The sequence below is a fragment of the Sphingobacterium sp. PCS056 genome (assembly GCF_023273895.1).
Taxonomy (GTDB): Bacteria; Bacteroidota; Bacteroidia; order Sphingobacteriales; family Sphingobacteriaceae; genus Sphingobacterium.
On sequence record NZ_CP096883.1, the window covers coordinates 2,615,837 to 2,640,551 of the forward strand.

The 24,715-nt window shown below is 36.2% G+C and carries 26 protein-coding genes; 15 read left to right on the forward strand and 11 right to left on the reverse strand.

Annotation, left to right across the window (positions count from 1 at the left end):
- Nucleotides 1–189 precede the first annotated feature (189 nt).
- Nucleotides 190–1,296, forward strand: coding sequence for a DUF4932 domain-containing protein (locus MUB18_RS10880; RefSeq protein WP_248753067.1), 1,107 nt, complete (start codon nucleotides 190–192; stop codon nucleotides 1,294–1,296).
- Between the two features lie 103 nt (nucleotides 1,297–1,399).
- On the opposite strand, the gene MUB18_RS10885 is transcribed toward MUB18_RS10880, so the two are convergent.
- From MUB18_RS10885 to MUB18_RS10895, 3 genes are all read right to left on the reverse strand, one after another.
- The gene (locus MUB18_RS10885; RefSeq protein ID WP_248753068.1) at nucleotides 1,400–1,792 is read right to left on the reverse strand and encodes a hypothetical protein; all 393 of its coding nucleotides are present in this window, start codon (nucleotides 1,790–1,792) and stop codon (nucleotides 1,400–1,402) included.
- A 30-nt stretch (nucleotides 1,793–1,822) separates the two neighbouring features.
- Complete coding sequence (locus MUB18_RS10890; RefSeq protein ID WP_094772384.1) at nucleotides 1,823–2,215, reverse strand: hypothetical protein; 393 nt, start codon at nucleotides 2,213–2,215, stop codon at nucleotides 1,823–1,825.
- A gap of 266 nt (nucleotides 2,216–2,481) precedes the next feature.
- Nucleotides 2,482–3,075 carry a Crp/Fnr family transcriptional regulator gene (locus MUB18_RS10895; protein WP_094772385.1) on the reverse strand — a complete coding sequence of 198 codons (594 nt, stop codon included), beginning with the start codon at nucleotides 3,073–3,075 and terminating at the stop codon, nucleotides 2,482–2,484.
- 451 nt (nucleotides 3,076–3,526) lie between these two features.
- Between MUB18_RS10895 and MUB18_RS10900 the strand changes: the two genes are divergently transcribed.
- A complete protein-coding gene (locus MUB18_RS10900; RefSeq protein ID WP_248753069.1) occupies nucleotides 3,527–3,727 on the forward strand; it encodes a hypothetical protein in 201 nt (66 codons plus the stop codon).
- A gap of 296 nt (nucleotides 3,728–4,023) precedes the next feature.
- On the opposite strand, the gene fabF is transcribed toward MUB18_RS10900, so the two are convergent.
- The 3 genes from fabF to MUB18_RS10915 form a co-directional block, all read right to left on the reverse strand.
- The gene (fabF, locus tag MUB18_RS10905) at nucleotides 4,024–5,262 is read right to left on the reverse strand and encodes a beta-ketoacyl-ACP synthase II (RefSeq protein WP_248753070.1); all 1,239 of its coding nucleotides are present in this window, start codon (nucleotides 5,260–5,262) and stop codon (nucleotides 4,024–4,026) included.
- Nucleotides 5,259–5,696: a PaaI family thioesterase gene (locus MUB18_RS10910; protein WP_248753071.1), complete on the reverse strand. Its 438-nt coding sequence runs from the start codon at nucleotides 5,694–5,696 to the stop codon at nucleotides 5,259–5,261. The genes fabF and MUB18_RS10910 overlap by 4 nt, the downstream gene beginning before the upstream one ends.
- Nucleotides 5,697–5,823: 127 nt before the next feature.
- Entirely contained in the window at nucleotides 5,824–6,417 is a 594-nt protein-coding gene (locus tag MUB18_RS10915; RefSeq protein ID WP_248753072.1) for a TetR/AcrR family transcriptional regulator, read from the reverse strand.
- A 342-nt stretch (nucleotides 6,418–6,759) separates the two neighbouring features.
- On the opposite strand from MUB18_RS10915, the gene MUB18_RS10920 reads away from it, so the two are divergent.
- The gene (locus tag MUB18_RS10920; protein WP_084405240.1) at nucleotides 6,760–6,930 is read left to right on the forward strand and encodes a class IIb bacteriocin, lactobin A/cerein 7B family; all 171 of its coding nucleotides are present in this window, start codon (nucleotides 6,760–6,762) and stop codon (nucleotides 6,928–6,930) included.
- 10 nt (nucleotides 6,931–6,940) lie between these two features.
- Complete coding sequence (locus MUB18_RS21845) at nucleotides 6,941–7,069, forward strand: hypothetical protein (RefSeq protein WP_262917491.1); 129 nt, start codon at nucleotides 6,941–6,943, stop codon at nucleotides 7,067–7,069.
- 426 nt (nucleotides 7,070–7,495) lie between these two features.
- On the opposite strand, the gene MUB18_RS10925 is transcribed toward MUB18_RS21845, so the two are convergent.
- Nucleotides 7,496–7,792: a helix-turn-helix domain-containing protein gene (locus tag MUB18_RS10925; RefSeq protein ID WP_045752172.1), complete on the reverse strand. Its 297-nt coding sequence runs from the start codon at nucleotides 7,790–7,792 to the stop codon at nucleotides 7,496–7,498.
- Nucleotides 7,793–7,948: 156 nt separating this feature from the next.
- Between MUB18_RS10925 and MUB18_RS10930 the strand changes: the two genes are divergently transcribed.
- On the forward strand, nucleotides 7,949–8,086 hold the full coding sequence (locus MUB18_RS10930) for a hypothetical protein (protein WP_248753073.1): 138 nt from the start codon (nucleotides 7,949–7,951) through the stop codon (nucleotides 8,084–8,086).
- Nucleotides 8,087–8,392: 306 nt separating this feature from the next.
- Here MUB18_RS10930 and MUB18_RS10935 read toward each other — a convergent pair whose 3' ends face one another.
- A complete protein-coding gene (locus MUB18_RS10935; protein ID WP_248753074.1) occupies nucleotides 8,393–10,111 on the reverse strand; it encodes an IPT/TIG domain-containing protein in 1,719 nt (572 codons plus the stop codon).
- 19 nt (nucleotides 10,112–10,130) lie between these two features.
- The gene (locus tag MUB18_RS10940) at nucleotides 10,131–11,861 is read right to left on the reverse strand and encodes an IPT/TIG domain-containing protein (protein WP_248753075.1); all 1,731 of its coding nucleotides are present in this window, start codon (nucleotides 11,859–11,861) and stop codon (nucleotides 10,131–10,133) included.
- Nucleotides 11,862–12,198: 337 nt separating this feature from the next.
- Between MUB18_RS10940 and MUB18_RS10945 the strand changes: the two genes are divergently transcribed.
- Complete coding sequence (locus MUB18_RS10945; protein ID WP_248753076.1) at nucleotides 12,199–12,435, forward strand: hypothetical protein; 237 nt, start codon at nucleotides 12,199–12,201, stop codon at nucleotides 12,433–12,435.
- 119 nt (nucleotides 12,436–12,554) lie between these two features.
- Here MUB18_RS10945 and MUB18_RS10950 read toward each other — a convergent pair whose 3' ends face one another.
- On the reverse strand, nucleotides 12,555–13,205 hold the full coding sequence (locus MUB18_RS10950; protein WP_248753077.1) for a rhomboid family intramembrane serine protease: 651 nt from the start codon (nucleotides 13,203–13,205) through the stop codon (nucleotides 12,555–12,557).
- 111 nt (nucleotides 13,206–13,316) lie between these two features.
- Here MUB18_RS10950 and MUB18_RS10955 point away from each other — a divergent pair, with 111 nt between their 5' ends.
- The 7 genes from MUB18_RS10955 to MUB18_RS10985 all read left to right on the forward strand — a co-directional run bounded on the left by MUB18_RS10955 (nucleotide 13,317) and on the right by MUB18_RS10985 (nucleotide 19,633).
- Entirely contained in the window at nucleotides 13,317–14,411 is a 1,095-nt protein-coding gene (locus MUB18_RS10955) for an HlyD family secretion protein (RefSeq protein WP_248753078.1), read from the forward strand.
- A 148-nt stretch (nucleotides 14,412–14,559) separates the two neighbouring features.
- Nucleotides 14,560–16,722 carry a peptidase domain-containing ABC transporter gene (locus tag MUB18_RS10960; RefSeq protein ID WP_248753079.1) on the forward strand — a complete coding sequence of 721 codons (2,163 nt, stop codon included), beginning with the start codon at nucleotides 14,560–14,562 and terminating at the stop codon, nucleotides 16,720–16,722.
- A gap of 3 nt (nucleotides 16,723–16,725) precedes the next feature.
- Nucleotides 16,726–18,069 carry a TolC family protein gene (locus MUB18_RS10965; RefSeq protein WP_248753080.1) on the forward strand — a complete coding sequence of 448 codons (1,344 nt, stop codon included), beginning with the start codon at nucleotides 16,726–16,728 and terminating at the stop codon, nucleotides 18,067–18,069.
- 10 nt (nucleotides 18,070–18,079) lie between these two features.
- On the forward strand, nucleotides 18,080–18,397 hold the full coding sequence (locus tag MUB18_RS10970; RefSeq protein WP_248753081.1) for a hypothetical protein: 318 nt from the start codon (nucleotides 18,080–18,082) through the stop codon (nucleotides 18,395–18,397).
- Between the two features lie 86 nt (nucleotides 18,398–18,483).
- Nucleotides 18,484–18,654, forward strand: a complete 171-nt coding sequence (locus tag MUB18_RS10975) for a class IIb bacteriocin, lactobin A/cerein 7B family (RefSeq protein WP_084405257.1) — start codon at nucleotides 18,484–18,486, stop codon at nucleotides 18,652–18,654.
- A 15-nt stretch (nucleotides 18,655–18,669) separates the two neighbouring features.
- Nucleotides 18,670–18,846 carry a hypothetical protein gene (locus tag MUB18_RS10980; protein WP_248753082.1) on the forward strand — a complete coding sequence of 59 codons (177 nt, stop codon included), beginning with the start codon at nucleotides 18,670–18,672 and terminating at the stop codon, nucleotides 18,844–18,846.
- Between the two features lie 184 nt (nucleotides 18,847–19,030).
- Complete coding sequence (locus MUB18_RS10985) at nucleotides 19,031–19,633, forward strand: DUF3267 domain-containing protein (RefSeq protein ID WP_248753083.1); 603 nt, start codon at nucleotides 19,031–19,033, stop codon at nucleotides 19,631–19,633.
- A 1,190-nt stretch (nucleotides 19,634–20,823) separates the two neighbouring features.
- Here MUB18_RS10985 and MUB18_RS10990 read toward each other — a convergent pair.
- On the reverse strand, nucleotides 20,824–22,155 hold the full coding sequence (locus MUB18_RS10990) for a hypothetical protein (RefSeq protein WP_248753084.1): 1,332 nt from the start codon (nucleotides 22,153–22,155) through the stop codon (nucleotides 20,824–20,826).
- A 402-nt stretch (nucleotides 22,156–22,557) separates the two neighbouring features.
- On the opposite strand from MUB18_RS10990, the gene MUB18_RS10995 reads away from it, so the two are divergent.
- Both MUB18_RS10995 and MUB18_RS11000 read left to right on the forward strand, forming a co-directional pair.
- Entirely contained in the window at nucleotides 22,558–22,710 is a 153-nt protein-coding gene (locus MUB18_RS10995; RefSeq protein WP_248753085.1) for a hypothetical protein, read from the forward strand.
- Between the two features lie 278 nt (nucleotides 22,711–22,988).
- Entirely contained in the window at nucleotides 22,989–24,602 is a 1,614-nt protein-coding gene (locus tag MUB18_RS11000) for an ATP-binding protein (RefSeq protein ID WP_248753086.1), read from the forward strand.
- The last annotated feature ends 113 nt before the right edge of the window (nucleotides 24,603–24,715 follow it).

Consider the following 24,715-nt stretch of genomic DNA (forward strand, 5'->3'; position numbering starts at 1 on the left):
TGCTCAACATCAATTCATTCAGCATGTTTGATCGGGTTTATCAATTTTGCTCGTACTGATTTTCTGTCCCTGTGCTCTCTATAGGATAAGTTTAAAAAAATAAAGTCGCTTTAAATAGGAATTATCGTGTTATTTTTATATTTGCATCCAGAAGAATATCATATTAATAAAACCTATAAATCAATACCAGTGAAAAAGTTAACCTTAGTACTTCTATTTATCTCTTTCTTTGCGCAAGCACAGGAGAAAGTGAATTTTACAGAAAAGTTTAAAAAAGCGAATCAAGGCAAATATCAAGTAGAGGTCAATGAAGTGAAAGAGCTGCTTCAGATTATGATCGCCATTACCAAAACGGGCTTGGAAAATGAGGATATGATGCAGCAAGAAGGACCCTATTATCAAGCTGTACTGAAACAGTTCAAGGCTTATGAAAATGAGCCCATTATTCACACCTTTGATTCATTATTGGTACAAACCCTGATCAATAATGTGTTTTTAACGGGCAATGGTATTTCTTACTATTTCAAAGGCGACAGACTCGTGAAAAGTGATGTCTATATTTTCCCTGCGGGAGGGGTAAATGGGGTGAAAGTTGTTGAAAATCCGATCACACAATATAAGCAGGAACTGGAAGATTTTGCGAAAAAGTCCAACTTTCGCTCGTTTTATAAAAAACACAGAAAGTATTATGCCGAGATCATCGCTCAATACGAAAAAGAAGCCAATGTTGGAAAACAATGGAAATGGCTGGAACAGAATTTTGATACGCGTATCAATGCTTATACGATCTACTGTTCGCCGCTCATCAATGGACTGAATTATACGTCTGAGTTCAACAATAACAATTTTCGATTGATTTATATGAGTTTGCCACCATTATCCACCAACTCTTATATGAGTGCCATTGAAAACGAATTGTTTAATACCAGGGTGATGTTTACAGAAATTGATCATAATTATGTCGCTAAACCTACAAAAGAGCATAAAGCCCAGATTGATGAAGCATTTAAAGATCGTACATATTGGGTTGATGAAACCGTAGAGGGGATAGATGCGTATACGTCACCAAGGTATATCTTTGATGAATATATGACCTATGCTGTGTACTTGTTGTATTGCAAACATCACTATAAAGAAGCTGATTTTCAAAAAGCATTTACAGCAACAGTTGCAGTAATGAAGGATAGAGGTTTTACTAAAATGAAAGAATTTACGGATAAATTGTTAACCGTTTGTGCAGAAAATCCAGAAAAAAAGATCGAATATGTGTATCCAGACTTTTTGACCAAATTATAACCCTGGGAAATAGGAGAGAAATTTCTTATTAATAGTGATATCGTGTCTTGCGAGTGCACTTTTAGATTACTGGCCTGAAATAGCCTAAGATTTACAGTTGATCCTAAAAAGCTTGATATCTATTTTCAGGATGATAAGGAACTCGGTTAGGCTCAATTTCTTTCCACGATTTGTACTCGTAATCCGCACTTATTAATATATAATATGACCATCGCCAAAAACATAGTGGATTTATCCAGTAGAGCCGATATACCTGTTGATTCTTTTTCTCTGGATGGGTGTCTTTAATATATTGATCAATATACCATTGATCAATAGGCGAAGACTTAAAATCAAAGGTGTCATGCCAAGTAAAAGAAGCATCCCCATTGGAATATTTAAATAGTTCCCCATCAATACGATGACGTATGTATCCACTCACGAAAGGTAGATTACTCATGAAGCCTGCGATCAGGTATACATAGATAAATCGTAATAAGTATTTTTTAGTTTTCATATGAATTACAATTTGTGTAAACTGATGGGCTTAAAAATCTTGATATCTATTCTCAGGATTGTAAGGAACTCGGTTAGGCTCAATCTCTTTCCAAGATTTATAATCAAAATCTCTACTTGTTATGAGATAGTGAGACCATCGCCAAAAACATAATGGATTAATTCTGTAGAGCCTATATACCTGTTCATTCTTTGTATCTGGATGAAATTCAGTTATATAGCGATCGATTAACCGTTGGCTTATGGGCGAAAACTTAAAATCAAAGATTTCATGCAAAGTAAATGATGCATTTGCGTTAGAATATTTAAATAGATCTCCATCAAAACGATGAAGTAGGTAACTGTTCACAAATGGTAGATTACTAATAAAGCCTGCGATCAGGTATACATAGATAAATCTTAATAGATATTTTTTAGTTTTCATATGAATTGCAATTTGTACTACTAGCAGGTATGGGTAGTGATAAACTACCCAGACTTATTGAATTGTCATTAAATCGATTTGATCATGTTATAGTTTATAAAAGAAATAACTTCATATTTTTCATTCAAGAATAACTGTCTTTCCTATACAGTCGAACATCATTAAATCTACATTAGAATGAATGACACTAAATTAAGGGTAGTAAAACGATATCTCTTTGACAAAAGGCAAAAAATATAAATAGTTGAAAGAAGAGTAGTTTAAGCTTAGATCTTCGCTCGAATCCTGCTTAGGGTAGATTGCGTTATTCCTAAATAGGATGCGATGTAACCTAGGGGCACACGTCTTAGAATTTGAGGTTTTCTAAGGATCAATTCCTGATATCTTTCTTTTGCCGAAAGCATACGTAGCGCATTAGCTTTACTTTCGCTTTCGATATAATATTGCTCCGTGAGGTACCGTCCTATAACATTAAACTCCAGATGCTGCTGATAGAGATGGGAAAGTGCGGTATGCGTCAGTTCCAAGGTAACACAGTCCTCTAAAGCTTCAATGGCTTCAAAACTTTTTTGCTGACTATAAAAACTATATACTGATATGGCGAGTTCCCCTTCGGTCAGCAGCCAAGAGGTATGTTCCTCGCCATCATCATTCAGATAATAGGTCCTCACGCAACCCTGCAAGATAAAATATATCGATTTATTGACTTCGTTGAATTGCAATAAATGCGCTTTTTTGTTAAATGTAGTAAGCTTACTCTGCTGGCGAATGCTCTTTTCAAGCGCTTCACTCATGGGGTAAATACTATTAAAGATATGCAGAATCTGTACTTGCGCTTGGTCAAGATCAATTTTTGTCATGTTAAAAATTAAGGTCTATGATGCTCAATATCTATAAAAGCTATTCCTAAATATAAGGAAAGAATTGATTAATCAAAAATGATAGTCCTCAAGCTTCGTGGTTGATTTAAAAATCTGGATTTTCCATTTTAGGATTATGCATTGCTCTTGGAGATGCAATTTCTTTCCATGGTTTATAATCAATACCTGTTATCAAGTTATAATATATTAGAAGTTGGAAATCACTGTTGGTTTCTATGGTTGGATAAGTGATTTATTACATCAAAAAGGGAATACGTGCTATATTTTTTTCTTAATAAGCCTCCAAATCATTATTTCAATTTATAAGTGTATTAAAAACTTATTTCAAAATAAACTAGAGATCGAAGCTTCAATAGCAACTCTAAGATATACTTCTGGGACTGGATACCATCACCTACGTCTGTCGAGCTTGATAAAAGGCTGGAGAATCATGATAAGGAATTCATGGAATATCATCAGTAACTTATATGGAAATATCCATTTTTTTCCCATGATATCGGTCACCGGAATGGTCGCTGGCTTTGATTGGAATATAGACCAGATGGTGTCCAGTGGAGAAGTTTTGGTTTCGACTTTAATACATGATACAAATGGAGGTCGTGTTCAACCTCCATTTGTATTTAAAAAATAGGGGTGCATACATTACTGATGCACAAAAGGTATGAACCGTTGTAAAATCCGGTTCATCAGAAATACCTGCAAATTTTGAAGCTTGTCTTGTAGGAGACTGCCCTAGGTTTGCAGGCCAAACAGCGGCATGTAAATACGATGCCTATTTTGGGGGTAGCTGTGTATGGCACCTCTTATTTCCTAAGATTATTGCTGCTTCCCATTTAGCGGCTGGAACTTAGTAAATTTCCTAAGAACCACCCCATAAATTGATATTTGTTTGGATATCGGAACTATTTCTTTCCTTGTTCTTTAAATTTAGATGTTACGAAAAACCAAAGTAGCATTGTGTCCACCAAATCCAAAAGCGTTGCTCATCGCGGTTTTGATGATCTTTTCCATGGGTTTGTTTTTGACAATTTGAATAGTTTCTGGAATGTCCGTATCCAGTTCTTCAATATTGATGGTTGGCGGAATGATATTGTCAGTAATCGATTTTATAGCTAAAATAGCTTCAATTGCTCCAGCTGCTCCCAACAAATGGCCGGTCATGGATTTGGTGGCACTGACCCACAAATTTTTGGAACCTTTGAACGTTTTTTCTACGGCTTTTAGTTCTGCAATGTCGCCAACAGGTGTGGAGGTGGCGTGCAAATTTAAATAATCCAAATCCGAAAAATTGAGTTTTGCTTCTTCCATGGCAAGCTGCATGGCTTTTGCGGCTCCTATACCCTCAGGATGTGGCGATGTCATATGGTATGCATCTGCAGTCATGGACGCCCCCACCAATTCGGCATAAATTTTGGCTCCGCGCTTTTTGGCATGCTCATATTCTTCCAAAATCAACGCTCCAGCTCCTTCTCCCATCACAAAACCATCGCGATTTTTATCAAACGGACGACTGGCTGTTTTCGGGTCTTCATTTCTCGTGCTCATCGCTTTCATTGCAGCAAAACCACCTACCGAAGCTGCGGTAATGGGCGCTTCGGAACCACCGCTCACAAAGACTTTTGCTTTGCCCATGCGGATGTAATTAAACGCATCCATAATCGCTGTATTGGCTGTGGCGCAAGCTGAGACCGTGGTATAATTGATACCCTGTAAACCAAATTTCATCGAAATCATTCCTGAAGCCATATTAACAATCAATCTGGGCACAAAAAATGGGCTGAATCGGGGGATATAATTCCCAGTTACGTAATTTTCAACTTCTGTTTCAAAAGTTTCCATTCCGCCTTGTCCTACTCCCCAAATCACGCCAATGTCGAATGGATCGATGATGGAAATATCTAAACCCGAATCTTCCAAAGCTTGCGAGGCACTGTATAAGGCGTACTGCGTAAATAAATCGCTTCGTTTTATTTCGTTACGATCCAAGTATTTTTGGGGCTCAAAATCTTTTATTTCGGATGCAATTTGGGTGCGAAATTTGGACGCATCAAAACGGGAAATAATGCCCGTATTGTTTTTTCCTTCCAGGCTGTTTTTCCAAAAGGTGTCTACATCATTTCCCAATGGATTGATGGTACCTAAACCTGTTATGACAACTCGTTTCATGTATTTTTTTTTATTTCAGTTTTAAATAAATTGGAAGAACCTTTGGCAATTAATCTCGTCTTATCGGCATTCCAAATCTCACATTCTGCGTTGATGAATTGCCTTCCTTTCTTGATAATAAGCGTTTTTGCGATGATGGTCTCCCCTGATTTTGCGGTTGAAAAATAATCAATCACATTGTTGATGGTGGTGTAAAAATATGCTTCATTTAAAGAAAACATGGTAGCACCCAAAACGTCATCAACAATAGCTGCAGTTACACCGCCGTGCAGATTTCCAATGGGATTGAGCCACTCGGGGCGAATCCGGTATTCAAATTCTAATGCACCCGTTTCTACACTTTTCACAATAGGATTTAACCAATGCATAAATGGGGATGGCGATGCCGTAAACTCTTGACCGATACAGGATTTCATTATTTCTAATGGACTCATATTATATATTTTCTAAGTGTTCTTTCTGATGCTTCCTTAAAATCAAGCTGTGTTAATGGTACTCATCTCAAAAAGATTGGATGGTTAATGGTCAACATACCGATGGATATATTGTTTGTCCAGTTTTTTAGATGACGATTTCATCATTGATAATTTTTACAATCCGATCTAAAGCCCAATATAAATTTTGGGGTGCATTCGTTACTTTTGAAAGCAAAATTCCGCCTTCAATCAACATTAAAAAGGTGGTTGCGTATTCTTTTGAATTGATATCTGGACGAAATTCATGTTGTTCTATTCCCAATTCAATCATATGCTCCAATCTTTTAGTCCAACTGGCAAAAGCATCTTGAACGGCAGAGGTCATAAATGGCAGCGCATCGTCTGTTTCGATAGCCGCATTTAACATGGGACAACCGCCGGTTTCGGAAATAGCAAACCAGTTGTTTCGATAAAATTGGGTATATGCAATGAGTTTATCGTAGGCGCTGGTTTCCAAGGAAACAGCGCGATCAGCATTCTTCGCTAATTCCGCTGAACTATATTTGAATACAGCAATCATGACCTCTTCTTTATTTTCAAAGTTGCCATAAATACTACCTTTTGTCAAGCCGGTAGCAGTGGTCATATCTGATAAAGAAGTTCCGGCAAATCCATTTTTATTAAAAAGTACAGCCGTTTTTTCGATGATGAATTGCCGAGTTTGTTCTGCTTTTGACATTATTTTTTAAAAATATTTTTTAGTCATGATTGAACAAAGATACGATTATATACCGAACGGTATATATTTTTATGAGATTTATAATTTAAACCTCGTACGGTTAGCTGGTATTGGTTTAGTGTATTTATAATCTTCATCTTGCTAATGGTTGGCAGGATGATGAAAAAAGGTCGAGCACTACCAACTTTACTCCAATCATCAGGGAAATTTTTTACTTACAGAAATGTTTTAAATGCTTTTTTTGTGCATTGGTCGATCGTAATTTAGTATTGTTGATCAACACAGCAGTCATCCGAAAAGGCTTATCAAATAGAGTAGGAGTAATTCTTTTATAAACAAAATATGAATAATTTAGAATTAAAAACGATCGGCGTCCAAGAAATGGATATGAACGAAATGGTACAGGTTGATGGAGGTATAATTCCTGTACTTGCTCTAGGTTTTGCTGCAGGAACTTTTTCTTTGGCTTTAGGTTATTATGCTGGTAAAGCATTATATTATGCAACTCATTAATTATAAAGTTATGATGGATTATCAATTTAAAGAATTATCTTTTGAGGAACAAAAAGATACCAATGGTGGTGGGCTTATTCCATTAATTCTATTGGCAATGTATGTTGGATATAAAGATGCTGAGGCCGCCAATAAATAAGTAATATTGAACACTAAAAAACTGGATTGGGAAAATGGTTAATAGGGGTCTGAAAATATTTTTTCTGTTGTCCCCATTTTAATTTCTCTATTACGGCTGATACTTTTATTAGCTTAGTAATTAAAGTTTTGTAGTTTTTAAATTTAGTTTATTCAACATTAGATTGACAACTTTAGATCTAGTGTTGAATAAACTTTTATATTCTAAAAATACACAAAAATATGCTGTAGTATTTGCTGCAACGCACGCTAGGATGATACTAGATCTCAAAGTAATCTCAATGACCTATGATAGGTGTCTTGCTGTATAGATCGTTAATTTAGACTCCTATGTCGGATAGATAATCCTAAATAATCCTGCCGTAACATTCTCCTGGATAAGCTTCACTATAATCTTCAAATAACTTCGTGATTCTGACAGTACTGCCTATTTTAATGTGGATTTGATTTTCCTTATTCCTACAAGTAGGTATTGATATACTAAACCAAAAATGTTTTCTCCGGTAAAATCACTGGCCAGTGATGGTGGTAAAAGTTCGTAAATACTGATACCAAAATACTCGGCAATTTTGTAGACCTGATCTACTTTTACTTTTGTTTCATTCCTTTCAATTTTTGAATACGCGGCTTGCGACATCTCCAGATGATAAGCAACTGCTTCTTGCGATATTTTGAGCGTTTCTCTCTTCTCCCTAATGAAAGTTCCAATCTTATGTTTTGACATAACTTATATTAAAATTTCCAATAGACAAATTTAAGAATATAACTTGAGGTTATAAAATTTACATGTGTTAAAACTGTAGGTTGTAGTTTAAAACCTGTGGTTGTGGTTTAGTGTGCTCTATTTCAGGAGTTTTGAGAGGTAATAAAATCAACAATCATGGAAGAAAAATTAAACAATAGTCATGTGGTGGCACTAAGTCCAGAGGAAACAAGAGAAATAAATGCGGGCAGTCAGCGAAGGGGCGAGAAGCTTAATAATTGGTTTGAAAAGATGTGGATGTTATTTACAAGCTAATCATTTAACTGAGAATCGCAGTAAAGATTTCTAATCCAGCTTGAGGCCGTACAATCTGTGCTAGAAGGGTTGCAATAAGATAGGCTGATAGATGTAAATATTTATTAATCGAACTATTTTTAATCTGAGCTAATTATAATAAGATCAATAATCAGAAGATCCAACTTTGCATGGTACTATTTCGTTCCAATTTGTGGTGAAATAGTGGTGTTCGTATCATAAAAACCTCCTGAAATACTCGATTCAGGAGGTTTTATTTCTAATATGAGAATGCAATAATTCTGATGGGCTATCTGTATCAATCGCCTATAAAACTTCGAAAAGGTCCTTATATTTTACTGTCGTACCATTTAATTTCATTTCAATCGCGGATTTTCCTTTTGGCGCAAAGGCTGGAATAATAAAACGAATTTCATCAGTGCTTCGATAGATACTATTGGCATATGCTCCTCCTAGAGTGGTTTGTATGTAGAGCAATCCCTTACCTTTAATGGTTACAACATCTCCTGGATAGCCCTTGAGTGGTGATATGTTATCGACCTGAAAATCGTGTATATACAGCTTTTGCTTTTTAGGGGCATAATAACTTTCATTGTAATTGATATTTACACCATATCCTATCTGAATTTCTGTTTCTCCGATGACGTAGCCCGGAATGATGAAAGATATTTGACCATTTTGAGCGATAGCACCTTCTCCGATCCCATTTCCGATAATGGAATATCCGTGACCATCAATAAAATTACCGGTTATTGTAAATGGCTCGCCGACATATCGTGTTGTATTGGCAGGTGTATCCCATTTCAAGTTTCTAACTTCCACTTGCTCTGTACTAGTTACGCTATAAAAAGGACTGCTGTAACTAAAATTGTAAACACCATCTGGAATATTACGCACAGTAAATGATTGAGTTTCATAAGAACTGTTAAAATAATGCGGTAAGCTATGTTTGCCTAGATAATACTTGGGTTGATCGGGATTCATAATGTAGGTGTACAGATCGATACCGTTTATATTCATTAAAGAGGGAGAATGAATGACCTTTCTTTCAAAGTGGATATTACTGCCAAGGGGCTTGATCAGTTCTATGGAATCTTTGAAGACGACCGAGTCTTTTCCATTGTAATAACCCAATTGAAATTTAGATCCTTTTAGCCCTTCGATCTCATGAAGATAAATCTGTGATCTGTATTCTATTTTTTTTCCATTGATCAGGATATAAAATGGGGCAGAAAATGGTATTGCATCTCCATTTACCGCTATCCCGGTGAGTTGTATAGGTTCGTTGAGATAGATCTTAGTTTGTGCAGGCGGATTTAACGAGCCCAAGATCTGAATACTGGCGACTTCTCTATTGGTTTGATAGCCCGATTGATCCCTGATCTGCAAGAAAATAGATACAGTATTGCCATGATAGAATTTGCCCGACTTTGGCAAGGTAAAGGTAAGGCTTTTACGGTCGCTAGAAACTTGAAAAGGTAGCTGGACCTCCTGTTGGTATTGATGTTGATAATACATCTTAATGTTTTCCGTGAGAAATTGGAAATCGCCGGTAACGGTTATTTTATCGTTATTGGGAACTAATTTTAGCTGTAAAAGATCTATTTTAATTCCATCTACTTCAAAAATATTACTTTCGCCACGATAGAATCCGTTTTTAGTTTTGACATATAGTGTATAACGATAACGATCGCCTAATTCGAAATTGCTGCTATGTTGATACTGCAATGTGACCTCACCGACGGAAACTTTGCTTCCAATGCTGACGACAATTTCTTTTTCATTTTCTTTTATCTTTTGGATTATAAATCCATAATCTTCCACCGGCATTCCATTTAATCGAGAAATATTCCCTTTTAAAGTAACCGTTTTTCCTGCCAAGTTACTAAAAGAGGTTGTTTTCAATTGTACAGGGCTGTAGTCAATAGGCTCAATGACTTCTTTTTCTTTACATCCAATAAGTATCCCCAGACAGAATATAGGAATCCAGAATAAGAAAATTTTAGCTATAGATTTTGTTTTCATAATAATTTCTCTTTTTCGATTAATAGATTTCAAGATATTCTGTAGCTGAAACTGTATTGTCGAAATCGAAAGCAGTATCACTAATGTTTATTCTGTATTTACCTTTTGGTAAGTCATCCGGTATTTTAAATTGTATTTTGTTGTTTTGAGATAGGGTATGACGGACTTCAACATCAGCAATTTGTGCTTTGTAGCCATTCATTCCATTACCTTCAATTGTAATTAGACTTCCACTTTTAGCGCGTAGAGGATATATAGAATTAATAATTGTGCGCTTGATCTCCAAAGATACGGTATTGGATGGTCTTGTCGATCCGATCTCACTAAAATGCTGCACTTTGACTTGATAATTTCCTGCTTTCATCAATGGGATTTCAAAAGTTATTTCACCGTTAGTGGTGCAACTTGAATAGGCAGCAGATGTTTTATCTATTTCTAATGTATAAGATCTGCCCTTGATAAATAAACCTTTCAAGGTTATGATATCTCCGGTATAACTTGCACTGGGGCTGATTGAAGAAATATTTACTTTTCTTACTTTAATCTTGTTGTTGCTTTTATAGCTGAAGTGGTAATTGGTCATTTCCATTGGATATTCACCATCTGGAAGGTCGCCTATACTCAATTCTCCTTTTTTAGAAGCACTGCCTTCTTGCAAGTAATAGGCACGTTTATCTCCTACAGTGACATAACCATAGAAATTAAATTTGGCAGGATCTGGTCCTGACACTTCAAATGTTGTCCCGGGATGCACATAATCGGGTTTTACAATAAAATCATTGGGATCTGGCTCAATAAGATTTAGGGGCTGTGGAAAAGTGACCGTATCTCGTCCATTGGTATAACCCATAGGGAAAGACTTGCCTTTTTGATGGAGGATAAAATCAGAAATGCGTAAGTATTCCGAATGTTTTAAAAAAACATTTCCGATAAATACCTGCAATCCATTGTTATCATAATAATTTTTTGTTGTATATGGTAAATTAACAACATCATTAAAGTAATAACTGTAAGTGGATGGTAACGATAATTTTGCAACTATAAAGGCATTTGCGACGATGGCAGCCAACTGTGGTCCTTTTTGATCCTTGCTAACCAGTCTGAATGTGACATTGTTTCCCTGCTCTAATCCTTCGGGAATTTGAAAACGTATGCTTTTTCCTGCATTAATAATTTCAAAGGGTATCTTAAATTCTTCGTAAGTATAATAGGAATATACCAGGTCGTAATTATTTTCGATATTGGTAAACTCTCCATCGACGGTTACGGTTTCGCCAATGGCCATTATGAGATTATCTTTCGCCTGCACTTTGAGGTTACTTACCACAAATTGATTTAATTTACTGGTGTAAATTCCCTTTTTTGTATTTATAAAATATTTATACAGGAAATATGTACCCTCTTTATAAATCTCTGGATCAGGAACTTTAAACGTGATTCGGCCTGCTTTTAAAGGTGTTGATATGGAATATTCTTTTTTAATGTAAGTCTCTCCGCTTATCCCATCGACTATAAAACCATGCGATTGGATCGAATCACTATTGTTTAAATACCTGACTTCGGCGGAGAAGATCAGATTATTGCTAGTATTGCTTTCTGGTGACAAAATGACTACTTCTGTTGCGTTTGTATCTGGAGGGACAATGATCACTTCCTTTGCGCAGGAAAACAATAAAAATGTTAGAACACAACATATATAATGTCTAGTTCTTAACTTGCTTAAGGGACTATTTAAATTGGAAAAATTCATTAGATTATTATATAGGCTAAATCTGATGCGCGAATTTCAGATAAAATTCTTGTATTTTAAAATTATTTTATTGTTACCTACATATTTTTTTATTTATTATAAATAATATTTCTTTAAACCGTCGCCAGTATTAAATCAATTAATCTGGGTTAAGGATTTCCTTTAATTTGTCTCTCTCACATATTTATAGCGTCCACCTCTATCTTTCTTCAAGGGTTTTTCGAACATATTTTAAATGCTTTTTTTGTGCATTGGTCGATAGTAATTTAGTATTGTTGATCAACACAGCAATCATCCGAAAAGGCTTATCAAATAGAATAGGAATAATTTAAATTTTATGATTCCAAAATATTTTCTTCTTTGCTTTTGTATATTACTGTCAATACCTGTTGCTGGTCAAATAATTTTTGTTGATAGCGCAGATCATACTCCGATTTCAGGGGTAAATATTTATACGAGACACGGAGACTTAATTGGTTTTAGTAATAAAAATGGTCAGTTTGATTTGTGCTCTATTTCAGGAGTTTTGAGAGTTAATGAAATCAACAATCATGAAAGAAAAATTAAACAATAGTCATGTGGTGGCACTAAGTCCAGAGGAAACAAGAGTAATAAATTCGGGCAGTTAGCGAAGGGGCGAGAAGCTTAATAATTGGTTTGAAAAGATGTGGATGTTATTTACAAGCTACTCATTTAACTGAGAATCGCAGTAAAGATTTCTAATCCAGCTTGAGGCCGAACAATCTGTGCTAGAAGGGTTCCAATAAGATAGGCTGATAGATGTAAATATTTATTAATCGAACTGTTTTTAATCTGAGCTAATAATAATAAGATCAACAATCCGAAGATCCAACTTTGCATGGCACTATTAACAAATGGGACAATAGAGTTTTGCATCGGTTGCAATGGATAAAATAAGGCGGAAAAGCCATACAAACCAAAGCTGAGTCCAGAGGCTCCTAAAGCTGTAAAATAGAAATCTTTTCTTTTTTGATAGGTCTGGAAAAGATTAGGAAGAATAATTAATAAAAAAAATAATAAAGGAGTTAGCACATAGGCGGTATGCACACCATACTCTTGGCTAATCGTTCCAAACATATCGTATCCTAGTCCAAAAATAATAAATGCGTTGAACAATAAATGCCAACAATTGCGATGAATAAAGGCAGAGGTAAGCAGGGTATGGATACGCTTGCCTCGGGCTATTTCATAAGGATGTAAAATCAAGGCATGAAAATAGGATTTGCTGTAAAATCCGATGATGCTACTGATGAGCATGAGCGGCACGAAGAGGTACGAATAGGGAGCTTCTTGAAGGGTCGGAAATATATCGAAAAATTGCATCTGCTCGTTAGACTTAATATGTTTTCAAGATAGTGAAAAAATATAAAATACAACCTGTGGTTGTGGTGGATGATGTAGTTATTTGGGAAATTTGGTTAATTCATGATCATTATGGGAAAAACCAATATTATTTATGTGCTCTTGCTTATCGCGATTGTCGGTACGCTTACGGCCTTACCATTTGTCCATATTCCGATTTCGATATCTGCATCGGGAGTGATTAGACCGCAAACTGAAAACAGCAAGATCATATCGCTGGTCAGTGGCCGTGTTGTCGAAAGTCGTATCCAGGGAAACAATCAGAAGGTGGTGGAGGGTGATACCTTATTTGTAATCGTATCAAAAGATCTACAGAATAAATTGGAGCTGAATCAGCATCTGGAGGCTGACTATGCACAGCAGATCGCAGATCTAAAGCTCCTCCTTTCTAGCAATTATAAGGGCTTGCGAAGTGGCTTGTATCAGATGGAACTTGTCTCGATGCAGCAACGGATGTCGGAAGTGCAATCGCAACTGACCTTAGCTAAACGTGAATTGGATCGTAATGAACTGTTGTTTAAACAAGGTATCATAGCGCAGGCAGAATTTGATAAAAGTAGATATGCGTATGAACAATTGGAAAATCAAATGCTATCCATCGAGAAACAGCAGATGGCGCAATGGAGTGCCAAGTTGATCGAGCTGCAACAAAAACATCAATCTACAGCTTCGGAGCGCCATGCGATTTATATCGATGGTGAAAATTATATCGTCCGGGCTCCGCTTAGTGGTACGGTGATTAATTTGAAGGGTTTCCAAAAAGGAAGTCAAATTATACAGGGACAGGATATATTGGAAATATCACCAGAAGATAATCTGGTGGCTGAATGTATGGTGCCTGCAAATGCCATTGGCTATATCAAAGATAAGCAAGTGGTCAAATTTCAGATGGATACTTACAATTACAATCAATGGGGTTTCTTAACAGGATCTGTGAAAGACATTGATTATAATCTGGTCTCTGATCAGAAGAATGCTGCCTTCTTCAAAGTTCGCTGTCATATGGATGCCAATTATCTGAGTTTGCCAAACGGCAACAAAGTGATGGTCGGTAAAGGCAATACTTTTAATGCTCGTTTTTTTCTGGTGGACCGTACGCTCTGGCAATTGCTTTTTGATCGGGCTGATGATCTTTTTAACCCCAATCTGGGAAATAAAAACTCTTGATTTTTGGCTATTCGAATGAAAGAGGCATGTGCTGTGACGAGGTCGTAGCCATGAATAATGACTCATGATCGGGCCATAATAATGAATAAACGAAGGGAAAAAGCTGTATGAAGTGTCGGCTAAATATTAAAAATAGATAATAATTATCATGAAAAAATCTCCAGTCCGTATTAAGCAACATGATATTCGAGATTGCGGAGCTGCTTGTCTGGCTTCCGTTGCAAGTTACTATGGATTAGATATTCCAATAGCAAAGATCAGACAATACTGTCATACCGATACGCGAGGTACAAATGTATTGGGTATGATTCAAGGATTGCAGGAATTGGGTTTTACGGCTAAAGGAGTGAAAGGTAGTATCGATGCCATTCCACAGATACCGTTGCCAGCAATCGCACATGTGGTCTTAAATGGTCAGCTACAGCATTATGTCGTGATCTATAAGGTTCATAAAAACCAGATCACGGTAATGGATCCGGGGCCCGGAAAAGTACAGCAGTACAGCATGGAGGAATTTCAGAAGATCTGGACGGGTGTATTGATCTTATTGGAACCGAATGAATATTTTAAGCAGCGCAATGAAAAAAAAGGTGTCTACAATCGGTTCTGGAACTTGATTCAGCCGCATAAGTCCATTATTTTACAGGCGCTGGTCGGTGCGGTGATTTATACCTTACTCGGTCTGTCATCTTCCTTTTATATCCAGAAAATAACAGACTATGTACTGGTGGATGGCAATGTTCGGCTGCTCAATCTGCTTTCTGTGGCTATGTTGGTGATCTTGTTATTTCAATTGATCATCGGCACGCTCAAAAGTGTGATGGTCCTGCAGACGGGACAGCGTATTGACCGCTATTTGATCTTAGGTTATTATCAGCATTTGCTCCGTCTTCCACAGCGTTTTTTTGACACGATGAAGGTGGGTGAGATTATCTCAAGAGTCAATGATGCGGTCAAGATTCGGGCATTTATCAATGATGTTGCTATTCAGGCTGTTGTCAATGTACTGATTGTGATTTTCTCATTTGCATTGATGTTTTCCTATTTCTGGAAATTGGCACTGATTATTTTATTGGTGATCCCACTTTATTTTTTTGTGTATTGGCTGACCAATAAATTAAATAAAAAGGTGGAACGTCGGCTGATGGAAGAAGGGGCTGAATTGGAATCGCATCTGGTGGAGTCGCTCAATGCGGTCAAGACCATCAAGCAGTTTGGTATGGAAACTTATTTTAACAGCGGTACGGATCAGAAGTTTAGCCATCTGTTGAAAACTATTTACTCGTCTGTATTGAATGGTCTTTTTTCGGCAACATCGAGTGAGTTTCTTTCACGCCTGTTTACCATTATCTTGCTATGGGCTGGATCTTATTATGTGATCGATCGGACGATTACCCCCGGAGAGTTACTATCCTTCTATGCACTGATCGGATATTTAACAGGTCCGGTGAGCCAGTTGATCGGGATGAATAAAACATTGCAAAATGCATTGATTGCTGCGGATCGTCTGTTTGAAATCATGGATCTGGAACGTGAAGAAAGTGAAGGTAAACTGGACTTGGCAAGCAGCCAGGTGGGTGATATTGTTTTTGAAAATATTCGTTTTTCTTACGGTTCTCGTGTTGAAGTATTCAAGGATTTCAGTTGCCGATTTGAAAAAGGAAAGATGACTGCTATCATCGGTGAAAGCGGAAGTGGGAAAACAACCTTAGGGGCTCTGATCCAACAATTGTATCCTGTCCAATCGGGAAAGATCCACATCGGTCAATATGACCTCAGTTATATCTCTAAGCAATCGCTCCGCGAGCGAATCGCAGTGGTGCCGCAACAGATCGACCTGTTCTCTGGAAATGTGGTGGACAATATTGCGGTGGGAGAGCAGGTTCCAGATTTTCAACGGATGATGGATGTTGTAAAAGAACTGGATATGATGTCCTTTATTGAGAAATTGCCTGCTGGATTTGAAACGTATCTAGGTGAAAACGGCTCTATGCTTTCTGGTGGACAAAGGCAGCGTATCGCCATTGCTCGTGCACTATACCGCGATCCTGATATCTTGATCCTGGATGAAGCGACCTCGGCATTGGATACCGAAACAGAATTGATCATTCAGCGTGCTTTCGACCGATTTCGGGATGATGGAAAGACGATGTTGGTCATCGCTCATCGCTTGAGTACCATAGCTGGTGCGGACACGATTATGGTCATGAAAGAAGGGCAGATAATCGAACAGGGGAGTCATGAGGAACTATTGCTGAGCGAATCTGCTTATAGACAGATGTGGAAAAAACAATCGGTTATACTGGACTAATTCATGAAAAAATTACTTCTCATCATACTCGTGTTCTCTTGGACAATAGGGGCGGCATGGGCTCAGAAGCGATGGTCTCTGGCGGACTGTGTGGCTTATGCGATCGATCATAATCTGCCAATAAAACGTCAGGATATTTTAGTGGCGATTAAAAATCTGGATCAGGAAATGGCGCGTAGGGAACGTTTGCCTGCTGTAGGTGGATATTTTAATGGGTACAGCACATTTGGTCACTCGCAAGATGTATTTGGCACGATCCGCCGCAATGATAACTTCAATAGCAATATGGGGATCAATGCGGAGGTCACGCTGTATCAATATAATTATCTGCGCAATCAGGCGAAGAAAGCAACGCTGCAATCGGAACAGGAGGAACTGGAAAAGGGAATTTTAAAAAGGGATTTAACGCTTAAGGTCGTGCAAAGTTATTTGGAAGTGTTGCTGTCTCAGGCTTTAGTACAGGCGCAGGATTCGGCAATCAATTTTTCCTTGCAACTGCTTGATAAAGCGGAGAAAAGTACAGCTATAGGGGCATCTGCACCTGCGGTCGTATTTGAAGCCAAAGCGAATCTGGCAAGGGAAAAACAGCAATTTCAGCAGTATCACAAAGAAGCTCAGCAGGCAAAATTAACCTTGGCGCAGTATATGAATTATACGGATTATCATACGTTAATCGTAGACGACCCTGTGCTGGAAGCAGAGGTTTTTAAAACGGAGGTCAACAGGTCTACATCGGATCTTATCCCAGCAGCTTTTGAAAACAATCCCGTTCTTGCAAAACTTGAAAATCAGCTTCTGGAATTAGAGGTGGAAGCTAAGCTGATCAAAGCTGCAGACTATCCCATGGTCAAAGGCTCGGCTAGTCTGGGAACTACGTATTTCAATGCTTTTAAGGTGCCCAATGAACGCCTATTTTTTGTTCAGACCAAAGATAATTTTGCGCAGCAAATTGCTGTAGCGGTCACGGTTCCCATTTTTAATAAAGGGAAGACGAAGCGGCAGTTGCAGCAGCTGAATTTGCGTAAAAAGGAAATTGGACTGTTGGGGGATCATGAAAAACAGCAACAGGTACAGATCTTAGAAAAGTTGCAGCTCGACTGGATAGAGAGTAAGCAGCAATATGAGATCTCGACCGAAGCATTTGCTGCAACACAGGAATCATTGGCGTATTCTAAACTGAGTTTTATGGCTGGTAAAGCGTCCATTTACGATATTAATACGAGTAAAAATAATCTCATCAAATCCGAATCCGAAATGATACGAGCCCGATATAATTCGCTATTTAGCCTTTTGATGCTGCATTATCAGGTATCGGGCGATATTAAATTTTCTAATCATATACATTAAATCATAGGTTATGCAATTATTCAAATACATTGAAAGGATCAACTTAATGGATCGATTGATCCGTCAGAGGAGAACAGGTACACAAGCTGAATTTGCAACTCGTCTTGGACTTTCTGTATCGAGACTAGCGCGTATTATTGAGTACCTAAAGGGGATAGGGGCTCCGTTGGAGTATGATCGATCTCGAAATACTTATTATTATCAAGAAGAGTATTCTATTCAGATTAAGGTCGATATCCAGCAGCTCAATCATCAGCAGATCCGACATATTTCGGCAGGTAGATATTATTTTTCAAATACAATTGCAAATGCTTTTTTTGAGCATTGAAGGCACTTAATTTAGTATTGTTGATCAACAAAGCAGTTATCCGAAAAGGCTTAATAGAGTAGGAGTAATTTTTTATAAATACAAATATGAATAACTTAGAATTAAAATCAATCGGTGTTCAGGAATTGGATACTAATGAGATGGTAAATTTTGAAGGGGGATTTTTACCAGCTGTTGCTATCGGAATCATTTGGGGAGTACAATTGGGATTGTCAGCTGTAGGAGTAGGTATGTATTTAGCAAATAAAGATAAATAATTGAAATTTTAAAATATGGAACATTTAACATTGAAATTAGAGAATTTGAGTCAAGAAGAAATGATTCAAATTGATGGTGGGATATTACCAATCATTGCAGGGGCAGCAATTCTTAAAGGTGTTGGGATAGGTTTTGGTGCCGTAGCGGCTGGAGTTGGTTTAGTTGCAGCTGCTAAGGAGTTATTTTCTTAATGAACAGCAAAAAGCGATTTAAAAACTATTACAGAACTATATTCATTTTTGCTTGGATAATATGCTGTACTTGGTTTTTGATTAAGGCAGGAAAATATCTAGTCTCCTAAAATATAATATTAATCGAAAAACAATAAGCGTTTTTCGATTAATATTGAGAGAATTAAATTGATTTACTTTATTCATGATGAGTCGTATTTTAAGTGAAACAGAGAAAGAGGAATTTACAATTAAAGAGAAAGATGCTAGTAATTTGATATTAAAATTGGTGTTCCCTATCAGTTTGATGCTATTTATATGCTATTACGCTATTTGGAAACATCAATTTGAAATTGAAAATATTCGACATCATGTACACGGTATGAGCGCAGTTGATCTAAGTTTATACTGTCTGTATATCGTTATTTCTATATTATTTGGAATTGTATTACATGAATTACTACATGGACTTACGTGGGTACTCTGTTCAAATATTGGTGGATTTAAATCAATAAAATTTGGAATTATAAAAGAAACATTAACACCTTACTGCCATTGTAAGGCTCCTCTAAAAAGAAATTCTTATATTTTAGGTATAATTATGCCGGCAATTGTTTTAGGACTAGTTCCGATTTTGATAGGCTTGTCTATAGGTAATATATTGATTTATTTTTTCGGTTATATTTTTATTTTAGTTGCAATGGGCGATTTTATGATTACTTATTATTTACTCAAACATGTTAGTAAATCGTGCAGTGTGCAGGACCATCATAGTAAAATTGGTTTCTTTATTTTTAAGAAGGTTTAACATTTTAAAATAAGTAATTTTTCTATGTCACAAGGATATTGATAAAGGAAATGATATCTATTACTTCAATCTATTACGGATTTGTAATTGACACCTTTAAACAGTTCGATCATCTACAAATCAGATATATTTTTGCAGGTTAATATAATTTTTCAAATACTACTGCCAATGCTTTTTTTGAGCATTGAGCAACTGTAATTTGTGAAATGAAACAGAGTGATTTACAGTAGTTCGTCCCACTTTATTTTTGTTATTGATGTCGGAAAATTTATGTGGGTAAAGTATTTAATAGGCTATATTGCTATTTTGATTTCCTGTTTTTTGGCAGCTTTTATTAATTTATTTTAACCTACTCTTATAGCAATGAAGTCTTTTGCTGCTTAACTTTTTTAATTTAATAAGATGATAATTTTGCATGTAATTTATGGAATTGTTTGCTAATAAATAGTATTCAATTTTTCCTATTTCTTAAAAAGAGGAGTTCTGAAAATAAAAATACGAACGAAGATCTATTACATCTGAAAGCAGATTGATAGGAAATTTCTGCTCCATGTACATTCGATACTCAATAGTAGTTATAAGCGGGAAAAGGGGCAGCATGGATTGTAGCAGGTAGTATATTTGCAGCAGGTGTTTATGTGGGAGTAATTGAATAATTTTAAATTGGTTTATATGTATTCGTCGGGATTATTTTATTCGAAATCGGCAAATTTGTTGCTCATATTTTTAAAATAGGTATTTCTTTGAAAATAGAAATAAACATGAATCTTAGCGGCTCTGACCAAGAGAAAATTATTTGATCTTGATGCCGGATAAGTATAGAATTGGTCGAGTAGCAATTGCCGTTACTCGACTAATTTGTTTTGAGGAATTAATACATGATATTGAGATAGGTGCTTCTTTACAGTAAAAAAGCATTATGGAAATCCGTTTTCTGCATCTTATCTGAAGAAAGATAAGGTGGAGCAGATCAATGATATGGTGACACTGATGGTGGTCGACGAATCACTTATTCAACAGATATTGATCTTTTTAATAAATTGATCGATATTCACTCGAACGACAATGGGAAAGGTATCTGAACATCATCAGCATTTTAGATTTCCAAATCGTTTACTCATTTTTTGTAACTGTTTAATTAATCATATATGTTTGGTAAAGTCACGTTGAGAAATGTGGCTTTATTTATTTTAATCGCTTCTGTACTTTTTTAGGATACTCGCTTCTGTATGGTTTTCACCGGCATAGAGTAAGATAACATAGTGAGGTGTCGGTTTTATAGAGTCTCGTAGTGCTGGAGGATGGTGGGCTGTTGAATGGCCTGCTATAATACTAGCAGTCGATTTAGGATCTGAAATCCGATTGCTACCAGTTGCAGCTGAGGTCTGGGGAGGTGCTATTATTTTTTTTAAATAACTGAATTCACCTTGGTCAAGGAAAGGAATTTCTTGCTGCTTATCATAAGAGGGGTAGTCAGAAGTCACATACTGGACTTCAATCCAACACATGCGCAGCTTTGATGTTAAAAAATATGTGGTTATGCATAGTAAAATCATACATAATGTAAATCCCAATAGATAACAAAGATGTTTCCATTGGAAATTAAGACTTATGGTATTACTTTTTTTTTCCTTTGCTGCAATAGGGGTTCTGATCATGAAGAAACTATCCTGAGGGAATATCCAATCTTCTTTTGGATATATGTTGGATGATGATCGTGTCTTTTTTTGATGAAGACCAGAGCTACTATTTTTGTTCGATCCTTCTTTTTTTGTATATAATACATGTTGCTGTATTCCAGTCCATCTATTTTCTAACCTTTTTTCTTTCTTTATTTCGGCAAAGATTTCTTCTCCTCTATATCTATTTTTAAAGTGTGTTTTGGAATGTTGATTTTTAAAATTGGAATTTTCGATTAGGCTATCTTGAATGCCCTTTTCTTTACTCTTGTTACCTGCACCTTCTTTACTCTGTTTTTCGTCAAGATGTTGTTGAATGTCCTGATTCTCATCTATACGATTGTCGATTCCGACCATTCCACTCTCCTTCATACCAACTTGTTGACACCCTATTCCTTCATATTTTCCCTCTGTTTTAATTTTAATATTCTGGTTTTCTATATGTTCTAGATGTTTTGGAAGAACTGTTTTTTTTTGATGACGTAATTGACGCCATTTATGAAATGGTCTTGACGAAAATTGGATCAGTATAGCCAATAGTTTGACAATATTTTCATCTGGATTGCTTGTCTTGGCCATCATAAAGTTCTTGAGTGGCTTCAATTTATCCAATTCAAAACGACGAATGCCCGTTTCAAGATCAGCATACTTATTCGTAGGATTAAAGAAATCTTGAAATACTTGGATATCTTCTTTCGACAATCCATTTGCATACAATTTGAGGCTTAAATTTCTCAAATTGCCTGGCGTCGGATGCTCTAATCGAGTATCCAATTCATGTCGCAATAGCATGTCTCTATAGGTTCCAATAACCTCTTTTTTAAATTCTTCAAATTCAAACATTGTTCAAAATTAAACCAACGATATGGTCTGATTTTACGGTTTTCCGTAAAATTCAAGATCATTTATGAGCTTTTTACACATGGAATAATCGGAATTTTTGGAATAGTTGCGGAATATGTGGAAATATTGGAATTACCTGATAATTAGAATTTTAAGTGCTATAAATTTGATTTCGAAATCAGTTGATCGATCAACTAGTCCTTTCTAGGAAAGTGACGAATAGATTTTGAACGAGTACCTATTGCGGTAGTTTTTAACCGGTTTGGGAAGCAGTTAACAGCTCCCGCGATAGCCACTCACAGACTTCCCAAAAAATTCAGAAGGCCTTCTGAAAACATTGTAGTAACCCCGAGCACGAAGCTCGCGGGACTACCAGGTTTTTGACTTTTAATTTTTTGAAACATGTGGTATTTCATTTTAGCCCTTTTATTTGGAAATCCTTCCAATAGCAATACAAGTAACGACCAAACAATGTATAGTATACAGACGGACGATAATGACGGTGATGGAACGGATCATGGAGGTGTAACTATCCCTATTCGTCCAGGAAAATAGAAATGTATAATTACAAGATAAAAAGAAGTTTTCTCAATTTTAGAGAGAGCTTCTTTTTTATAAAATATAAAGAATTATTTGAATCATGTTATAATTTTATAGTGTAATATAAGAGTCTGGATTTTTGTATTTACTTATTTTGTTTTTAACAAGTTGGTTGTTTTTGAAGTAAAAATTCGATATTTTAGTACAAAATAGCTACCTTATTGAAACGCTTTAGTTTATATTTATACCTCATCATTTTTATTTCTTGTAGGCAAGAGCCTCTTCAAAAGGAGATGCCTATTGATAACTCTGCTTATGATAAAGCTTTTGAATATTTGGAGAATGGACATGCAGATAGTTCGTTTTATTATTTTAATGCAGCAAAACAAGTATTTTTAGAGCAGGGCGATAGTTTGCATGTTGCAAAGTGTCTAATTAATATGGCCATTACACAGCACGAAAAGGCTGATTATTTTGGTGCACAGGAAACAGCATTACAGGCAATCCCTTTTCTTGACGAACACAAAACTGAGCATCATACTTTCTTGAGTATGAATTACAATGTGCTGGGACTTGCTAGCTTTTATCTTAAAGATTATCCGCGGTCTATTTTTTTTTATGAACAGGCAATCAAATATTCTGATAATTCAGAAAACACATTGGCTTATCGCAATAATTTAGCGGTTAGTCTCATGGATAGTAAAGAATTTACCGAGGCTCAAGCAATTTACGCTAGTATATTAAAGAAAACGAATAAAAATTCTATCGAATATGCTCGGATTCTTGCTAATCTTGCACGTATAAAATGGAAACAAGATCCAACTTACCCGGCTGTTCATGAATTTTTAATCTCATTAAGAATCAGAGAAAAAGAAAAGGATTTTTGGGGTCAAAATGCTAGTTTGGCATATCTTACGGAATATTATGAGTTTAGTAAATCAGATTCCGCTTTGTTTTTTGCTAAAAAATGGTACAATATAGCAAAAAGGATAGAAAGCCCACATGATCAAATTAAAGCATTGAAAAAATTAATTAAATTGAGTCCTAATAACTCATCAAAATACTATTTCCAGACCTATAATGTGCTGAATGATAGCATACAGGAAGCTCGTCTTACTGCAAAAAATCAGTTTACCATGATTCGCTATGAGGTTGAAAAGAATAAGGCAGATAATCTAAGTCTTCAAAAAGATAATGCCGAGAAAGCTTATAATATCAGCCGTCAACGTATCTGGATCGGTGCTGTTTCTGTATTATGTTTAATACTAGTTGTAGGAGGGGGATTTTGGTACAAAAGACGTAAAGAGCGACTTCAGCTGGAAGCTCAAAATAGAATCAAAGCCAATCAGCTTAATATCTCCAGGAAAATTCATGATGTGGTGGCCAATGGACTGTATCGGGTAATGACGGAGATTGAAAATAGGGAGGATATCGATCGGGATGGTATACTCGATCGATTGGAAATGATGTACGAGAAATCACGTGATATTTCGTACGAAACCGAAGAAAAAAAACCGGAAGAACAGGATTATCATACCCAAATCGCAGAATTGCTTAAATCTTTTGTGACCGAAAACCGCAAAGTGATTATCGCGGGTAATGATGCTGAACAATGGACGCGCACCCATGCCGATACCAAAGAACAGATCCATCATATCCTTCAGGAATTGATGGTGAATATGCGCAAGCATAGTCAAGCAACAAATGTGGTCATACGCTTTGATTGGGATGCTGATGTATTACGTATTTATTACAGCGATAATGGAATCGGTATGCCAAAATCGTGCGCGATAGGAAATGGTCTAACAAGTATTGGAAATCGTATTGCAAGTTTAAACGGTCAGATTAACTTTGTAAATCAAGCAGAAAAGGGATTTAAAATTGAAGTTTCGATACCTATTCTTTAATTTATAATCCATTCAAAATATGATGAAGGCACTTTTTCTATTTTTGTAAGATGTTGGTTTTAATATGAAAAAATCAATACTTTCGAAAAAAAAATAGCTACTTTATTGAAACG

What these genes read in the sequence shown, in the direction of transcription:
- MUB18_RS10885 (WP_248753068.1), bottom strand. Translation starts at nt 1,792, where the DNA reads ATGAAAACTAAAAAATACTTATTACGATTTATCTATGTATACCTGATC.
- MUB18_RS10890 (WP_094772384.1), bottom strand. Translation starts at nt 2,215, where the DNA reads ATGAAAACTAAAAAATATCTATTAAGATTTATCTATGTATACCTGATC.
- MUB18_RS10895 (WP_094772385.1), bottom strand. Translation starts at nt 3,075, where the DNA reads ATGACAAAAATTGATCTTGACCAAGCGCAAGTACAGATTCTGCATATC.
- MUB18_RS10900 (WP_248753069.1), top strand. Translation starts at nt 3,527, where the DNA reads ATGATAAGGAATTCATGGAATATCATCAGTAACTTATATGGAAATATC.
- fabF (WP_248753070.1), bottom strand. Translation starts at nt 5,262, where the DNA reads ATGAAACGAGTTGTCATAACAGGTTTAGGTACCATCAATCCATTGGGA.
- MUB18_RS10910 (WP_248753071.1), bottom strand. Translation starts at nt 5,696, where the DNA reads ATGAGTCCATTAGAAATAATGAAATCCTGTATCGGTCAAGAGTTTACG.
- MUB18_RS10915 (WP_248753072.1), bottom strand. Translation starts at nt 6,417, where the DNA reads ATGTCAAAAGCAGAACAAACTCGGCAATTCATCATCGAAAAAACGGCT.
- MUB18_RS10920 (WP_084405240.1), top strand. Translation starts at nt 6,760, where the DNA reads ATGAATAATTTAGAATTAAAAACGATCGGCGTCCAAGAAATGGATATG.
- MUB18_RS21845 (WP_262917491.1), top strand. Translation starts at nt 6,941, where the DNA reads ATGATGGATTATCAATTTAAAGAATTATCTTTTGAGGAACAAAAAGAT.
- MUB18_RS10925 (WP_045752172.1), bottom strand. Translation starts at nt 7,792, where the DNA reads ATGTCAAAACATAAGATTGGAACTTTCATTAGGGAGAAGAGAGAAACG.
- MUB18_RS10930 (WP_248753073.1), top strand. Translation starts at nt 7,949, where the DNA reads ATGGAAGAAAAATTAAACAATAGTCATGTGGTGGCACTAAGTCCAGAG.
- MUB18_RS10935 (WP_248753074.1), bottom strand. Translation starts at nt 10,111, where the DNA reads ATGAAAACAAAATCTATAGCTAAAATTTTCTTATTCTGGATTCCTATA.
- MUB18_RS10940 (WP_248753075.1), bottom strand. Translation starts at nt 11,861, where the DNA reads ATGAATTTTTCCAATTTAAATAGTCCCTTAAGCAAGTTAAGAACTAGA.
- MUB18_RS10945 (WP_248753076.1), top strand. Translation starts at nt 12,199, where the DNA reads ATGATTCCAAAATATTTTCTTCTTTGCTTTTGTATATTACTGTCAATA.
- MUB18_RS10950 (WP_248753077.1), bottom strand. Translation starts at nt 13,205, where the DNA reads ATGCAATTTTTCGATATATTTCCGACCCTTCAAGAAGCTCCCTATTCG.
- MUB18_RS10955 (WP_248753078.1), top strand. Translation starts at nt 13,317, where the DNA reads ATGGGAAAAACCAATATTATTTATGTGCTCTTGCTTATCGCGATTGTC.
- MUB18_RS10960 (WP_248753079.1), top strand. Translation starts at nt 14,560, where the DNA reads ATGAAAAAATCTCCAGTCCGTATTAAGCAACATGATATTCGAGATTGC.
- MUB18_RS10965 (WP_248753080.1), top strand. Translation starts at nt 16,726, where the DNA reads ATGAAAAAATTACTTCTCATCATACTCGTGTTCTCTTGGACAATAGGG.
- MUB18_RS10970 (WP_248753081.1), top strand. Translation starts at nt 18,080, where the DNA reads ATGCAATTATTCAAATACATTGAAAGGATCAACTTAATGGATCGATTG.
- MUB18_RS10975 (WP_084405257.1), top strand. Translation starts at nt 18,484, where the DNA reads ATGAATAACTTAGAATTAAAATCAATCGGTGTTCAGGAATTGGATACT.
- MUB18_RS10980 (WP_248753082.1), top strand. Translation starts at nt 18,670, where the DNA reads ATGGAACATTTAACATTGAAATTAGAGAATTTGAGTCAAGAAGAAATG.
- MUB18_RS10985 (WP_248753083.1), top strand. Translation starts at nt 19,031, where the DNA reads ATGATGAGTCGTATTTTAAGTGAAACAGAGAAAGAGGAATTTACAATT.
- MUB18_RS10990 (WP_248753084.1), bottom strand. Translation starts at nt 22,155, where the DNA reads ATGTTTGAATTTGAAGAATTTAAAAAAGAGGTTATTGGAACCTATAGA.
- MUB18_RS10995 (WP_248753085.1), top strand. Translation starts at nt 22,558, where the DNA reads ATGTGGTATTTCATTTTAGCCCTTTTATTTGGAAATCCTTCCAATAGC.
- MUB18_RS11000 (WP_248753086.1), top strand. Translation starts at nt 22,989, where the DNA reads ATGCCTATTGATAACTCTGCTTATGATAAAGCTTTTGAATATTTGGAG.